Here is a 16,393-nt window from a genome sequence, read left to right as displayed (position 1 = left end):
TCGGGCTTGCCAGCAGGGCACCGTCCGGCTCAGGAATGGGCGCTCTCCCAGGCGAAACCATCGGGATCCGCGAAGGGTTCGGAAGCACCGGTGATGGTGATCCGGTGCGATCCGATGCCTTCCGGAGCGAGCCCGGCATCCTTCGCCAAGGCGCGCCGCCCATACAGTGCCAGTGTGACATTGCCTGCTGCACTGGTGAATTCGACGTACTTGCGGCCGAAGCTCTTGGACACCTCGAGTCCGTGGTTGAGGTAGAACTGCTTGCTGGCCTTGACGTCTTCGGCGCCGAGCAGCAGCACGAGGTTGTCGATCGTGCGGGTGGCCGGCCCGTTGTTCTTCTTCGACGACGTGGCGATCTTCCAGATCGAACCGTCGGGAGCCTGAACAACTCCGCCGTATCCCCAGAGGGATTTCTTGACCGGCTTCAACTCGGTGGCACCGGCTGCGAGCGCTGCGTCGACGAATGCATCGACGATGTTCGGTTGGGAGACGACGAGCGAAAGGGTATATCCACGAAACCCGGTTGTCGGTTCGTTGGATGCGCGTAGCAGGATTCGATCTCGGACGCCGAGAGCTTCGAAAAAGGCCTCGGCTGCCGCTAGGTCCGGAACGTCGAGTATCACGGACCGCGCGGTGGTCAACTGGGCGCTCCCTGCCGATGTGTGGTTTGACGACGTGTGGCTGGAAGTGGACTTCTGTGGTGTGTTCATGTGTTTCAAGGTAATTGCGGGTCCTTGGCCGTGCTTCTCGATTCCTGATCGGTTTGGTGAGCCACCTTGCGGCATGCATCTCGGAAGCGGGCACTGTGCGGGCAATTTGTCGTGAATATCCTGTTCAGCGGATGTTTTCTCGATAGGCTGATGAGCGCTGATCGGACGTATCTCACGCCACCATGGAACGGGGAAACCAGTGATCGCACTGCGAGGAAAGTCGTTGGCCGCGGTAGTTGTGGTGTCCATGACGGTGGCGTTGGGTGCGTGTACCGCCGGTGAATCGGCGCCTGAGGTGGGCGCCAACTACGGCTCGGACGGTGCCCCCGTCGACTACCGGGAGCCGGTGAAACTGAGCAGTCGAGATGGTGTCCTCGAAGTGCGGTTGTCCGCTCATCAGGGAGTGATTCCGCTCGACACCGCGTCGGCGCCGGTGTCGAATTTCCTGCTCTTCGGGTACGAAGTCATTCGCGGTACGGCCTCGGACGGGTCGACCTCGGCGAGTGACGTCTATCCGGCGCCGACTCTCCGGGTCAACCCCGGGGAGCGGTTGATCATTCATTACGACAACGATCTGCAGGATCTCACTGTCGAGGACTTCTACGATCCGGCGTTCACTCCGGCGGGCGGGGATGTGCCGATCTATCCGCCGGCGCTGTCGTCGGCTCCGCTGAATCTGCACACGCACGGAGTTCACGTGAGTCCGGACGGTAATGCCGACAACGTGTTGCTCAACATCCCCGCCGGCCAGGGAAATGTTTACGACTACGCGATTCCGGGGACGATGCCGAACGGTCTCTACTGGTACCACAGTCACCGACACACCCTCACCGCCCAGCAGACGTACATGGGTCTGGCCGGACTACTGGAAATCGGCCGACCGGACGGCAATCTGCCTGTCGTGACGGCGAACGACGTTCCGATCCGCGATATGGCACTGCAGTACAACTTCGTATTCGACCGCAAGGGGAAGGGCCGGCAGCTCAACGACGCGAACTGGCCCCAATTCGTCAGTACCTTGACGCCGCCCACCGGCACGGAATTAGCCGACGGTACCTACCGTCCGAGCTTGGCGCCCGTGAATTTCTCGGAAACCACGGAGGGAGCACAGTATTTCACCAACTGGTACAGCGGACCGCTGTCGCCGGCCAATCATCGTGGACAGAATCAATTCGTACCAGGCAACCTCCAGAGCTTCGCCGGTGAATCGACGAGAGTCCCGGCTGATCCCTCCCTGCCCGACAACCAACGCGACGTGCAGTACACCGTGAACGGTCAATTTCAGCCGTCCCTGAGATTGAAGCCGGGTCAGACCGAGATCTGGGTCCTCGCCAACATCAGCGACTTCGCCTACATGCCGGTCACGTTGACGGAAACCGCAACCGGCGCTCATCCGAAGTTTGCGATCGTGGGCCAGGACGGAAATCCGTTCGACGAGGTCAGGCCACCCGTGGACGGGGACGGAACCAGGCTGGTGATTCCGCCGGCCTCGCGATACGCGATTGCCGTGACGATGCCGGAGGCCGGCGATCTGGTGCTGGAGATGCCACCGCTCGAAGGTGCAAAGCCGGTGAGCAATCCAGGCATTCTGTACACAAACAACGGCACCGACAATCCGCCGGCCGAACTCGGAACCGTCACTGTCGACCCGTCGGTGATCAGCTACGCGGACGGATTCTTCACGTTCCCGACTCAGCAGTTGATCCGTGCGACACCAGATGAGGGGGAAGGAAAGACGACTCCATTCGACTTCGGACAAAAACTGGACACCTACACCTCCTTCGTGGATACAGCAGCGATGACGCCCGACGTGACCCGCAACCTCACAGTCTCGGGCGGATTCGGAAACGAGAAGGCCAGCAACAGTGATCCGAAGGCCTTCACCTACGAGTTCGCCGACAACACGTTCCCCAACATTCCGCTGATTCAACCGCGTTTGAATTCCGTTGAGGAATGGAAGATCACGAACCTCAACAACGACGAACATCCGATGCATATTCACGTCAACGACTTCCAGGTGACGGAAGTCGTGGATCCCGTCGCAGGTACCACGACGGGCGTTCAGCCCTGGGGAATCGACAACGTGAACGTGCCGGCGCCGGTGACGGACGAGAACGAGAACGCGCTGGAACCAGCATCGGTGACGTTGCGGACGAAGTTCACCGAGTACACCGGAACCTTTGTTATCCATTGCCACCGACTCAATCACGAGGACAACGGATTGATGGCGACTGTCAACGTGATTCCAGAGGTGTCGACATACGCAGTGGCCGTGCCCGGTTCGGCCGGAGTTCCCGCCAAAGTTCAGATATTCGATGCCAACGGCGACAAGCTGATCTCCACCGTCACTCCCTTCCCGTCGTTCGAAGGCACGCCGAGCGTTGCGATGGCCGACGTGAACGGAGACATGGTGCTTGATCTTGTGGCTGGAACAGGTGCAGGCTCGGTTCCGGAAGTGGTGGCGTACAACGCAGTCGGAGGCGTGCCGTTCACCGACGAGTTGGCAAGATTTGCACCTTTCGATTCGGGGTTCCGTGGTGGAGTGAACGTAGGCGGCGTCGACATCGACGGAAATGCTCTGGCGGACAACATCATCGTTGCGTCAGGCCCAGGAATGGAGTCGCAGGTCAAGATCTACTCCACCGACCTTCCGGCGGACAAGAAGTCCGCGCCGGCAGAATTCACCTCCTTCTCTCCGTATCCGGGTTCGAGTAGCGGCGTCACTTTTGCAACCGGGATGGTCGACAGTCACTCCGGTCGGGCGAGCATCGTGACCGCGCCGGGTGCCGGCGACGAGCCTTTGGTCAAGACGTTCCGCTACGACCTGTACGAGCCGACGGCAGCTGCGCAGGGCGACTCCGATGAACACGCAGGTCATGCGGATGGTCCGGTGACGACATCACAGTTCTTGGCCTTCGATCAGGGCTATCGCGACGGGGTGTCGCTTTCGACGGGATGGGTGGCCGGCGCTGAGGGCGGAGCCAAATCGATCGTGGCGGGCATGCTCGGAGGGGAGGGTTCAGTCCGTGTCTTCTCGAGTGGATCCAGGCTCGACGGTGCGCCCGAGATGTACCTCGAGAGCCCTGACCATCATTCGGCGGACGTAGCGTTTCGGGAAGTCGCAGCCTTCGATCCGTTCGCCGGTCCAGGGTTGGGCGTCGAAGTAGCGACGACGAGCACGACGACCGGCGCGGATCTCCTTGTGAGTGGTAGCAACGGAACGGGTGCCGAAGTTCGGAAACTCACGCTGGGTCGCGCCGATCCGTCCGCGACTACATTGACACCGACGCTTGTGGGAACGCTCCCGCCCTATCCTGTCGGTGGGGGAGCCTTGCCGCTCGGTGGTCGATGATCGCGTTTGCTTCAGTTTCGAAAGTAGTTCGATTTCAACAGGTCTCGAGTTGTGAGCGGTCTTGAAGTCGTCCGTTATGTCCCTGGTAATCGAAAGTCTGTTCGATTAAACTTTCGGTATGGACAATCGGGAAGCGTGGCAGCTGGACGGTGAGGGCCTCAAGAGTGAGGTTCTGGATCTGGTGCGCGTCCGGCACGAGTTGCAGTCGCGGATGGTGCTGCTGATCGCGGACATGTTTTCCCGGGAAACTGTGGTCGGGAAGGGTTTTCGGGCGATCGCGCAGTGGTTGCACGGTTCGACGAATTTGGAGATCGGTGAGTGCAGTCTGTTGGTCAGTTTGGCGCGGTTACTGTTGCTCGAACCTGTTGTCGCGGATGCGTTCCACCGCGGTGACGTTGATGCGTTGAAGGCCCGTCAGGTGGCGTCGTTTTGTCAGCATCCGCCGAAGAACATGACGCCGGCGGATGTGGACAAGGCCCGCGGGATTCTGCTTGATCTGGCGTCGAAGAAAATTGCGGATTGTGATGCGGTGCGGGCGGCGATCCGGCGGATCGAGAAGCAGTACGGCAAACGCGAGGATGGCGTCCCGGTGGGTGAGGATTCGGAGCGTAACGAGTTCTGTGCCTCGAAAGGCTTGTACGGGCGTGTGTCGGTGAAAGGTGATCTGGATGCCGTGAACGGGGCCCGGTTGATCACGTTGTTGTCGAGCCTGTCGGCGCCGACGCCGGAGAAAGACGGCGTCAAAGACACCCGCACTCCGGCGCTACGGCGCGCGGATGGGTTTTGCGAGTTGTTGCGGCGGTACGAGCGGGCGGGGTTGGGTCCGATCGAGGGTGGGGTGAAACCGCACATCACGGTGACTGTGTCGGCGAAAGACATGGCCGACCTCAAAGCCTTGAAGGATCTACTGCCGTCGACTCAGGAACTCGGGTTCGCGTGGACGGATTGGGTAGGTCCGATCAGCATCGACACTGCCCGGATGTTGGCCTGCGACTGCACCATCACCCGAATCCTCCTGGATGAGAACGGTGTTCCGCTCGACTGCGGCAAAGAAGCAAGGACCGCGACGGTGCCGCAGCGGCGGGCGTTGGCCGTCCGTGATGGTGGGTGCGCGTTTCCGGGATGCGGGACACCATCAGGGTGGTGCGATGCTCACCATATTGTTCACTGGAATGATGGTGGCCCAACGGATCTCGACAATCTGATTCTGTTGTGTGGTCATCATCACCGGACACTGCATCACACCGAATGGCGGGTCGAGATAGACCCCGATCGGAAGGCGGTGTTCTATCCGCCGATGTCCATTGATCCGTATCAGCGGCCGATCGGCGGGAACAGTCCACCGACAGCGGCATGAACCGACATAACTGAAAAGGCCAGCGCGCGTACCAGGGAAGAATCATTCCCTGGTGCACACGCTGGCCTTTTCGTGTTCCGTCGAGTTCAAGGCAGCGACCAGAACTGAGTAGTCACGAGGTAGAAGACGACAACCCAGAACAAGGTCACAGCGGCAACGATTGCCACTCCTTGCGCGTTCGTCTTCGCCACAGGAATCCCCGGAGGTGGACGCAGCCAACGGCGCAGGAGTCGATTCACGTAGTACGGCATCGTGAAGAAACTCATGATGAAACTCGACAACAGATTGCCGATCAACAATCCCAGCCAGAGCGGCAACTTCAGCGGCGACAGGGCCAGGGTAAGGAGCACGACCGTCGGGTAGAGGCCGACCCAGACGGCGATCGAGGTTTTTGTCTCCGAAGGTGGCGGGGCCTCGTTTCCGTTCTCGTCGAAAGCAAACCAACTGCCGAACGAATTGTCGACGGTCCGGAGTTCGAAGTCGTGGAACTTGCGGCCCTCGGCGAGGAGTTGTTGTCGTTCAGGGGAAGTCAGCCACGTGTCGAGATGGGCGGCGTTGTCGAAGCGATAGAGCAGCGTCCATTCATCCTGTACACCGTCGACGGGGCGAAACAGCTCGGTGCCGCGAAATCCGTCGAAAGCACTCTCCACTTCGCGAAGACGGTCCTGCCAGGCGAGGAACTCGTCGATGCTGTCATCACCGACTCGGTGCGTCACCACGACGGTCAGCAACGGGTCCGGAGGTTTGATCCCGCCGCTCACGACCTGCTGCGTGGCCGGGCCGTCGAAGTACTGACGACCGTTCTCCAGGTGGTCCTGCCTCGTCGCGCTGTTGATCCACGCTTGAACATGTGCGATGGAGTCGAAGCGGTACACGATCACCCAATCAGGTTGGGTAGGCGTCGGAGCCGCAATTTCTGCTCCGAGGAAGCCCGCGTAATCTGCGGCTGCTCGGTTGAGATCTTTCTGCCAGACCTCGAACTCTTTCTCCAGTCCGGCGCGCACTCGCTGGCCGATGATTACTGTTGCCGCGCTGTCTGCCGAGGTGTTCGCGGTCATCGGTTCAGGCCCGTGAAGATGCGCTCGGGGGTGAGCGGTAGCGACCGGAATCGCGACCCGGTGGCATCCTGCAGTGCGTTCGCCAGCGCAGGGGCGACCGGATTGATGCAGCACTCTGCCATTCCCTTGGAGCGGAGCGGACCAACGGAGTCGGACGAATCGACGAGGATCACCTCGGTGCGAGGGACGTCTGCATAGGTCGGTATCCGGTAGTTACGCAGGTTCGGGTTCATCATCGCGCCATGCGCGTCTACGTGGAAGTTCTCGGTCAAGGCGAAGCCGATGCCTTGGGCGACGCCACCTTCGATCTGTCCCCGCACCTGCGCCGGATTGATGATCACCCCAGCGTCGGTGGCTTGGACGCTGTAGAGAATGCGAATCTCACCGGTGATGCGGTGGACGGCAATCCTGAAGCCATGGGTATTGGACACCACGCTGCGCGGAGACCCGTAGGCCTTCCGAGCCTCGGTGAATCGGATCCCGCGCGGGCGTGCTGCCTCGAGTAACTCTTGCAGTGTCACCCGAGTGCTACCGCAGACGATCTTGTCGTCGTCCATCGAGCATTGGTCTAACGCGACGCCGGTGTGGTGCGCCGCGAAGGCCAGTAGCCGGTCACGTAGTGCGTTCGACGCGCGAAGGACGGCGTTGCCGGCAACAAACAGCCCGGCGCTGGCGAAAGCGCCTGTGTCGAAACCGGTTCGGTCGGTGTCCGACTGAATGATTCGCACACGCGACGGTGTGGTGCCCAGCTGATGTGCGGCGATCTGCACATGGGCGGTAGAGGTTCCCTCGCCGAATTCGACTGTGCCGATGGCAAGTTCGTACACACAGTCCTCGCCGAGAGTGAGCCAGGCCTCGGAAATGTGCTCGGTGGGAGGTGCTGTCTCATGTAGAGAACTTGCGGTACCGGTCCCGATAAGCCAATCGTCTCCGAGGGATGGGACCGGATGGCGGTTCAATGCGGCGTCGATCAGATCGATGCATTGCCCCAGTCCGTCTTCGGTGAAGATCACGTCGTCGGGGCCGTCCTCGAGTGCGACCAGCGAATCGCCCGGTCGCACGATATTGCGTCGACGCAGCTCTAGCGGGTCCATGTCCAGTGCGACGGCCAGCTCTGTCATCGCCGATTCGACGGCGAAAGCGGGCTGAGTCATCCCGTATCCGCGCAACGCACCACTCGGAACATTGTTCGTGTACACGGAATACGCATCGAATTTCTTGTTCGCACAGCGGTAGAGCGAGACTGCCGCGCCGCCGGCAAAGAGTGTCTCTCCGCCGTGGTTTCCGTACGCACCGGTGTTCGAGATGTTTCGGTACTGAAAGGCCGTGAGGGTTCCGTCCGCCTTGGCACCAAGTTTGATTGTCAGTTTCATCGGATGACGTGGTGACGCGGTGGTGAACTCTTCTTCGCGGGTGAATTCCAGGCAGACGGGACGGCCGGTGTCCAGGGTGGCGAGCGCCACCAGATCTTCGCTGATCACTTCTTGTTTTCCGCCGAACCCGCCGCCCACGCGCTTGCAGAACACTCGTAGTTGATCCGGGCGGAGGTCGAAGAGGTGGGCAAGTTTGACCTTGGCGATCGAGGGAGACTGCGAACTTGTGCGAACGTGGAGGCGGCCATTTTCCATCCACGAGATCGATCCGTGCGTCTCGAGGTGCGCGTGCTGAACCCGCGGCGAGAAGTAGGTGCCTTCGTGGATGACGTCGGCCTCCGCGAAACCGGCGTCGACGTCGCCGACGTGGCCGTGAATTTCGAGCAGGATGTTGCGTTCGGGATCGCGGACAAAGGGATCGTCGGACCCGTGCAGGGCCGGAGCGCCGTCGGCCATGGCCTCTTCCGGATCGAACACAGCCGGCAGGATCTCGTACTCGACTTTCACCTTCCGGCGGCCTTCTTCCGCGGCGACGACGGAGTCGGCGAGTACGGCGACGACACGCTGGCCCACGAAACGTACGACGTTGTCGAGGATGTACGTGTCGTCCGGGTCTACAAGGTGGTCGGTATGAATTGCCGTGGTGAAGAGCTTGCGCGGCACGTCTTTCCAGGTGTAGACGCGATGCACGCCAGGGACAGCGAGAGCGTCGGTGGTGTCGATGGAGGTGATGCGTGCATGGGCGTGAGGCGAGTGCAGCACTTTCAGGTGCAGCATGCCGTCGATTTCGGTGTCCATCGTGTACTCGGCGCGTCCGGTTACCACCTCGGTCGCCGCCGGCGCGCCTACGCTTGCACCGACTGCTTGACCGGGAAGAGCAACCTCGATTGCGCTGACACCGTTGACAGCGTCTTCGATGGATCGGTAACCGGTGCAGCGGCACAGGTTTCCCTTGAGCGCTCGCGGCAAGTCTTCTTTCTGCTCGTCGGTGAGTGCCGCCGAGGTCATGATCATCCCAGCGGTGCAGAACCCACACTGAAAACCGGGTGCGTCTCGGAACTGCTGCTGAATCGGATGGAGATCTTCGGGCGTGCCGAGTCCCTCGATCGTGGTCACGTCGTGACCGTCGGCGCGAAACGCGGGCGTGATGCAACTGTGGATCGGTGCGCCGTCGAGCCACACCGTGCAGGCCCCACAATCACCTCCGTCGCACCCCTTCTTCACTCCGTGGTGTCCCAGTTGCCGAAGGAATGTGCGCAGACACTGACCGGGGAACGGTTCCTCGTCGAACTTTCGTTCGTTCACCGTGTAGCTCATGACAGGCTCCCCGTCAGTTCGATTCGCAGCTCGTCGGCGTAGTGACGAGCGAGGTGAAGGCGGTGGTCGGGGGCTCCGTTGGGATCGTCGAACCAGCTCTCGGCGGGGATGGAGTCGACAGTTCGTCGCAGAGATTCTTCGTCTGGCATCGCGTCGAACGTCAGCCGGATCGGATGCGTTGTGCCCGCAGTGATGGTCAGGTGAAAGTCGTCCGTGCCAGGAGTCTGCACCGCGATCATGAAGATCGTCGATCGCCCGAGATGAGTGAGACTGAATCGGCGGTGGGCGTGCCGTTTGGTGAGTGCGTGCACCGGGAACTCGATGCTCCGAAGAACTTCGCCCGGCTCCAGGACGTTCTGGTGGTCGCCGGTCACGAAGTCGCAAGCGTCGACGGTTCTGACACCCCCGTCGGTAGCCCACAGTGTGAACGTGGCCTCGAGTGCTACCGCCAGCGTGATCATCGGTCCGGCGGGAAGTGACATACAGATGTTGCCGCCGACGGTGGCCGCATTCCACACCTTGAACGAGGAGAGGAAGTATTCGCAACTGACGCGAATAAGTGGACTTGCGCGCCAATTGTCCGGTGGTACAAACGCATACAGTTCGGCAACTGTGCACGTAGCTCCGACACTGAAGTGAGTCGCGCCGACGTCCAGTGGTGTCCAACCGAGTGCGGTGAGGTCGACGAGTCGACGTGTGTCGGGTTGTTCGGCGGAGAACAGCCAGGTTCCACCGGCAAGCCAGGCGTCGCCTGGACGCCACACTTCCCCTGGGCGATCCGGTGGTCGGCGTATCACGTCGGTAATGGTGGTGATGTCCATGCGCCTGCTCCCCTCGGGGGACGTGTCGTCCAGAAGTGGGACATTACCGAGGTGACGGGACACATTCACACTTTTAGTGCATATCGGGTACGTGAAACATGAGTGAAACGTATGCGACATCGGCCGGTGGATCGCTGCTTGTGCTGGCCGATTCTGGGTACGACTGCTTGAGAGGCGCGATCAGCCTCTTGCTCTCGCGCTGTTGATTCGGACGCGGCTACGCACTCGGCGGCCGCGGCGACCGTGCGGGGCGGGACACTGTGAAACCCTTCGAGGTCAAACGGACTGACACTTCTGATGAGACGCGCTTTCCGCTCTCGGCCGCGCAACGGGCAACCTGGTTCGCACAACAGCTCGATCCTGAGGTCCCGATTTTGATTGCGCATTACGTCGAGTTGCGCGGCGAATTGGACGTCGAGTTGTTGGATCGGGAAACGCGAGCGGTTGCACACGAGTTCCAATCTCCCTTGCTGAAAGTGATCGAGGTCGACGGTCAACCGATGCAGTACGTGGATGCGACTGCCGAAATCTCGGTCGGTTTTGTCGACTTCCGCGGGACCGAGGATCCGTTCGAGACTGCGCTCGAATGGATGCGCCGAGATTGCCGGACGCAAATCGACCTGGCAGTCGACGAAATCGTCGAGACGGCTGTGCTGTGTGTGGGTGACCTGCACTACCTGTGGTACAGCCGCATTCATCACGTAGCGCTCGACGGTTTCGGTGCCATGACCACGATGAACCGTATCGCGCACCGGTACTCGGCCGCGGTGGCGAAGAAGGACCCGAAACCTGCTCGTGCCGCGCCGCTGAGCACGCTGTACGACATCGACGTGCGATACAGAACGTCGGATCGATTCCTTGCCGACCGTGAGTACTGGGCCGGGCGGAACGCGGCCGTCGCCGGATCAACCACCCTGGCGGACGACTCTGGGCCCGCACAGCCCGAGAGCGCAATCGAGAGTGCTCTCCTCTCACGCCTCGGCGGTACCCGACTCGACGAATCCGAGAACCAAGCTGCAACAGTCATCGCTGCACTCGCGCTGTACCTCTCGCGGTTGACGGCGAAAGAGACTGTCCATATCCATGTTCCGATGTCCGGGCGGACAACGGCGCTGTTACGCAACTCGGGCGGAATGATGGTCAGCGTCGCACCGTTGGTGATCGCTACGGCCGGGGTCGATACCGTCGGGGAACTCGTCGCGCAGGTCCAGCGTGAGCTCATGGGTGCTTTGCGACATCAGCGCTGCAGCCTCGACGACATCCGTCGGGACGCGGGCGTGAAGAGCGTTGTGGAGGAAGAAGACTCGTTTGCCGGCCCCATGGTCAACGTCATGCTGTTCCGCCAGGAGGTTCGACTGGGCGAGATGGTGGGCGAGTACCACATAGTCACGTCCGGTCCGGTGGAGGATCTGCTGGTCAACGTCTACCCGAGTGGCGACAGGCTGCGTGTCGATTTTCGGGCGAACCCGAACCGGTACGAGGTTGCGGGTTTGCGCGATCACCACCGGAATTTCCTCGAGTTACTGGAAGAGCTGATCGCGGCCGATCCAGGTGCCGAACTCTCGGCAGTTCACGACCTGACTGCGCGCGAGGGTGTGCGACGACGCCGCGAAGCTCGGCAACTCGCGTATTGGAGACATCAGCTCGCCGGGGCACCTGAACTGCTGCAACTTCCGTCCGATAGACCCCGGCCGGCAGCGCAATCGCTGCAAAGCGGACAGGTCGACGTTCGGGTCGGCGCCGACACTCACACTCGGATCACCGCCATGGCGAGTGATCTCGTGACGGACACACGTGCGGTCTTACACGCAGGCTTTGCGCTCCTGGTGAGCCGGTTGTCCGGAGCTTCGGACGTGGTGATCGGTGCGCCGACGGGATTCGGCGCGAACCTGGTGGCCGTCCGCAATCGCATCGATCTGGCGATGCCGTTCACGACGCTCCTGCACAGCGTCTCCGAGGCTCGCAGTAATGCGCTGCTGCACAGTGAGATACGGATAGAGCAGGTGGCGCAGGCGCTCGGCGTGGAAGATGTGCCCGCGTATGCACCGGTCGTTCAGGTGACGTTCGAGTGCGTCGGCAGCACCGACGAGCGACCTCGTGACGTTGGCCGTTTCGACCTCGGCGTATGTGCGGTGGAAACTTTCGACGCGGAGGGTGAACCGTCCGGAATAACGGTGGTGCTCGAGTTCGCTACCGATCTGTTCGATCCCGAAACGGTACGTGGTCTTGGTTTACGGTTCGCGCACATCCTGGAATCCCTCACCACGGGTCCGCCGGTCGTGATCGGCGACATCGACATCCTGTCGGAGGACGAACGATCCGCGACACGGCCTGACCGCAGTGGCCCTCGCACTTCGCATCGCACCCTCGCCGACTTGTTCGACGGCGCGGCGCGGCGACATCCCGACCGCGTAGCTCTCTCGTATCTCGGTGACGAGTTGTCGTATCGAGAAGTCGACGAGGATTCCAGTCGGATGGCCCGAATGTTGATTGCCCGCGGAATCGGTCCGGAAAACCTTGTGGCGCTGGGGTTGACGCGCTCGATCGAATCAGTTGTCGCCATGTTGGCGGTGGCGAAGACGGGTGCGGCATTCGTGCCCGTGGATCCGACTTATCCGTCTGAACGTGTTCGTTACATGCTGACCGATTCCGGCGCCACGCTGGGACTGACGGTCGTCTCGGAACTCCACCGGTTACCGGATTCGGTTCCGTGGATGGCGATGGATGACCCTGAGTTCCGTACCCACTGCGCACAGTTGCCGGGGCGCTCCGTCTCCGACATCGATCGGATGTACCCACTCCGGCCCGACAATCCGGCGTACGTGATCTACACCTCGGGTTCGACCGGACTCCCCAAGGGAGTGATTGTCTCCCATCGTGGTCTGGAAGATCTTGCCGGCGAGCAGCGTTCGAGGTTCGGTGCGACCCAGAATTCCCGAACGCTGCACTTCTCGACGCCGAGTTTCGACGCCTCCATCTTCGAATATCTGCTGGCCTTCGGTGCCGGAGCGACCATGGTGATCGCCCCGAGCACCATCCTCGGTGGGGACGAGCTGTCCCGATTCCTCGGCTCCGAGCAGATCACGCACGGCTTTGTCACGACCGCGGCGCTCGGAACAGTGTCACCCGATGGTCTTTCGGACTTTGGCAATGTCGTGTTCGGTGGAGAGGCGTGCCCACCGGAACTCGTACAGCGGTGGGCTCCGGGACGGAGACTGTGCAACGCCTACGGCCCGACCGAGGCCACTGTGATGTCGAACATCAGCGAACCGTTGGCGTCGTCGGAGACAATCACCGTAGGTGGACCGCTCCGTGGATTCCACGAGATCGTGCTCGATCCGCGATTGCGCCCCGTTCCCGACGGTGTTGTGGGGGAGCTGTACATCTCGGGTGAAGCGCTCGCGCGTGGCTATCACCGAAAGCGCGCCTTGACGGCAGAACGATTCGTGGCCAACCCTTTCGGACCCACCGGGCAGCGAATGTACCGAACGGGGGACTTGGTTCGCGTCCGGCGCGGCCGTGCGCTCGAGTATGTCGGTCGTAGCGACTTCCAGGTGAAGGTTCGTGGATTCCGGATCGAGCTCGGGGAAATCGACACCGTCGTACAGTCGTGCCCGCAGGTCGAGAATGCAGTTGCGGTGGCGAGTGCCGCTCCCTCCGGCGCTACGATGATCGTCGCGTACGTCGTGCCGATCGGCGGGAGTGCGCTGTCGACGGCCGAGTTGACGCAGTACGTCGCGGACCGCATGCCGTCGTACATGGTGCCCGCAGCGTTTGTTCTTCTCGACGAGTTGCCGATCAGTCCGTCGGGAAAGATTGATCGTGGGGCATTGCCTGCGCCGCAGTTGATCGGTCGATCGGACGAGTTCAGGCCACCTGTGAGCGCCGACGAGAACCTGCTGGCCGAGCTCTTTGCTGACGTCCTGGGTGTTGCGAAGGTCGGTATCGGTGACAACTTCTTCGATCTTGGTGGGAACTCGTTGGTTGCGACGAGGCTGATCGCGCGTGTCAACTCCGGTGCAGCAGTCGATTTCGGGGTGCGAGCATTGTTCGAGGCACCGACAGTCGAATCGCTGGCGGTGAAAGTGCGTGATGCGAAGGCATCCGGCCTCGATCATTCTCGATCGAGGCGTCCTCTCTTGCAGAGACATTCGCGTCCGGACCCAGTGCCGGTGTCCCTGGCCCAACAACGCCTGTGGTTTGTCAACCAGTTCGACACGTCATCCCCGGCCTACAACATTCCCATGGCGGTTCGACTCTCAGGAGCATTGGATGCCGCTGCGCTGTGGGCCGCAGTGGGAGATGTCGTCGATCGTCATGAATCGCTTCGAACCGTCTACCCCGCCTCGGTGGACGGCCCACTGCAGGTCGTAGTTCCCCCGGAGCGCGTGATGTCGCAGATGGCGTGGGACGAGGAAGCAGCGGACGAGGAAGAACCGGACGAGCGGATTGCCGAACTCGCTCGACAAGGATTCGACGTGAGTGTGGATGTGCCCCTTCGCGGCACTCTCTTTCGGATCGCTCCGGACGAACGTGTGCTCGTACTGGTTGTTCACCATATTTCGGCGGACGGAGCGTCCCTCGAGCCGCTCGCCCGTGACCTGGCCCGCGCCTACGAAGCGAGAGCAGCGAATCAGATACCGGGCTGGCCCCCGCTGCCCGTCCAGTACGCCGACTACAGTCAATGGCAGGTCGCGTTACTCGGAAGTGACGCCGATCCGGACACTCTCGCGTCGAAGCAGTTGGACTATTGGACGTCGACCCTGTCCGGTCTGACTGACGTGATCGACCTTCCGCTGGATCGACCTAGACCGGCCGAACGGTCCATGCGCGGTGATTCGGTCCGATTCTCGGTGCCCGCGGACGTGCACAGTGACCTTCTCGATCTCGCTCGACACGTCAACGCAACTCCCTTCATGGTGATGCACGCGGTGTTGGCGGTGCTGTTGGCGCGACTGAGCGACTCGGCCGACATAGCAATCGGCACTCCGGTGGGAGGGCGCGCTGAGCAAGCGCTCGACAATCTGGTCGGGATGTTCGTCAACACGCTGGTCCTGCGAACCGCCATTGATACTGCCGCGACTTTCGAGGACATTCTGGCCCGGACTCGCGAAGTGGATCTGGCAGCGTTCGGGCATACCGAGGTGCCGTTCGAGAGCGTTGTCGACGCGATTGCGCCGCAGCGTTCGACGTCGCATTCACCCCTCTTCCAAGTTCTGTTGGAGTTTCAGAGCGTCGCCCACCCCCATCTCGAACTGCCAGGACTCGTTGTCGATGCGATCCCGGTGGATATCGGTGTCGCAAAATTCGACTTGCAGTTGGCGCTCTCCGAACGGCACGGCCAGGACGGCATTCCCGCCGGCTTCGATGCAGCCTTCACCTATGCCTCGGACATCTTCGAGGCCGGCACGGTCACGGAGTTCGGGGAGCGGTTCGTCCGTCTACTGAGGTCGGTCGTGGCGAATCCTACTGCGCCGGTTGGTGATGCGGAGATCCTTGTTGCGGGTGAGCGTGGGTTGGTGGTGGGTGGTTGGGATGGTGTGGGGGTGGTGGTGGGGGGTTTGACGTTGGTGGATGTGTTGGATGGTCGGTTTGCTGGTGTGGGTGGTGGGGGGTTGGTGTGTGGTGGGGTGGTGTTGTCGTGGGGTGAGTTTGATGTTCGGGTGAATCGTTTTGCGCGGTTGTTGATTTCGTTGGGGGTGGGTCCGGAGTCGCGGGTGTGTGTGGCGTTGTCGCGGTCGGTGGAGTTGTTGGTGGCGGTGTTTGCGGTGGTGCGGGCTGGTGGGGTGTTTGTTCCGGTGGATGTGGGTGCGCCGGTGGAGCGGGTGGGGTTTGTGGTGGGGGTGGTGGATCCGGTGGTGGTGTTGTCGCGGGTTGGTGATGGTGGGTGTTTGCCGGTAGGGGTGGGGTTTGTTGATGTGGGTTGTGTTGATGTTTCGGGGTTTTCGGGTGCTCCGGTGGGGGTGGGGGATCGGTTGGGGGTGTTGTTGCCTGAGCATGCGGCGTATGTGATGTTCACGTCGGGGTCGACGGGTCGTCCGAAGGGGGTGGTGGTCTCGCATGCGGGGGTGGTGAATCGGTTGTTGTGGATGCAGGGGGAGTTTCCGTTGGGTGTGGCGGATGTGGTGTTGCAGAAGACGCCGGTGTCGTTCGATGTGTCGGTGTGGGAGTTGTTTTGGCCGTTGATGGTGGGTGCTCGGTTGGTGGTGGCGGATCCGGGTGGGCATCGTGATCCGGTGTATTTGGTGGGTGTGATCGAGCGGTGGGGGGTGTCGGTGGTGCATTTTGTGCCGTCGATGTTGGAGGTGTTCGTGGGGGAGTTGGGGGTGGGGTGTTCGAGTTTGCGTCGGGTGTTTGTCTCGGGTGAGGGGTTGTCGTCGGTGTTGGCGGGGCGGTTTGCGGGGG

At 61.5% G+C, this 16,393-nt stretch carries 7 protein-coding genes; 3 read left to right on the top strand and 4 right to left on the bottom strand.

What is annotated here, in order from left to right; genetic code table 11:
• Window positions 1-29 precede the first annotated feature (29 nt).
• Window positions 30-641 (bottom strand): glyoxalase, encoded by a 612-nt coding sequence (locus tag ACFWEM_RS26195; RefSeq protein WP_378538899.1) that lies wholly within the window; start codon window positions 639-641, stop codon window positions 30-32.
• A gap of 316 nt (window positions 642-957) precedes the next feature.
• Between ACFWEM_RS26195 and ACFWEM_RS26190 the strand changes: the two genes are divergently transcribed.
• Together ACFWEM_RS26190 and ACFWEM_RS26185 are read left to right on the top strand one after the other, a co-directional pair.
• Complete coding sequence (locus tag ACFWEM_RS26190) at window positions 958-4,062, top strand: multicopper oxidase family protein (RefSeq protein WP_378538898.1); 3,105 nt, start codon at window positions 958-960, stop codon at window positions 4,060-4,062.
• A gap of 118 nt (window positions 4,063-4,180) precedes the next feature.
• Window positions 4,181-5,419, top strand: a complete 1,239-nt coding sequence (locus ACFWEM_RS26185) for a DUF222 domain-containing protein (protein ID WP_378538654.1) — start codon at window positions 4,181-4,183, stop codon at window positions 5,417-5,419.
• 86 nt (window positions 5,420-5,505) lie between these two features.
• Here ACFWEM_RS26185 and ACFWEM_RS26180 read toward each other — a convergent pair whose 3' ends face one another.
• Genes ACFWEM_RS26180 through ACFWEM_RS26170 form a run of 3 tightly spaced genes read right to left on the bottom strand, consistent with a single transcriptional unit; the run spans window position 5,506 to window position 9,988 of the window.
• On the bottom strand, window positions 5,506-6,477 hold the full coding sequence (locus ACFWEM_RS26180) for an antibiotic biosynthesis monooxygenase (protein WP_378538651.1): 972 nt from the start codon (window positions 6,475-6,477) through the stop codon (window positions 5,506-5,508).
• The gene (locus ACFWEM_RS26175; RefSeq protein ID WP_378538648.1) at window positions 6,474-9,167 is read right to left on the bottom strand and encodes a molybdopterin-dependent oxidoreductase; all 2,694 of its coding nucleotides are present in this window, start codon (window positions 9,165-9,167) and stop codon (window positions 6,474-6,476) included. Before ACFWEM_RS26175 ends, ACFWEM_RS26180 begins: the two co-directional genes overlap by 4 nt.
• Window positions 9,164-9,988 carry an FAD binding domain-containing protein gene (locus tag ACFWEM_RS26170; RefSeq protein ID WP_378538646.1) on the bottom strand — a complete coding sequence of 275 codons (825 nt, stop codon included), beginning with the start codon at window positions 9,986-9,988 and terminating at the stop codon, window positions 9,164-9,166. Before ACFWEM_RS26170 ends, ACFWEM_RS26175 begins: the two co-directional genes overlap by 4 nt.
• Window positions 9,989-10,248: 260 nt before the next feature.
• Here ACFWEM_RS26170 and ACFWEM_RS26165 point away from each other — a divergent pair.
• Window positions 10,249-16,393 (top strand): amino acid adenylation domain-containing protein (locus tag ACFWEM_RS26165; protein WP_378538643.1); only part of this gene is annotated, 6,145 nt, incomplete at its 3' end.

The organism is Rhodococcus sp. NPDC060176 (assembly GCF_042728675.1).
GTDB lineage: Bacteria > Actinomycetota > Actinomycetes > Mycobacteriales > Mycobacteriaceae > Rhodococcus_F.
Note: the sequence above shows the minus strand (reverse complement) of the source record. Positions and strands in the feature narration are given on the sequence as shown.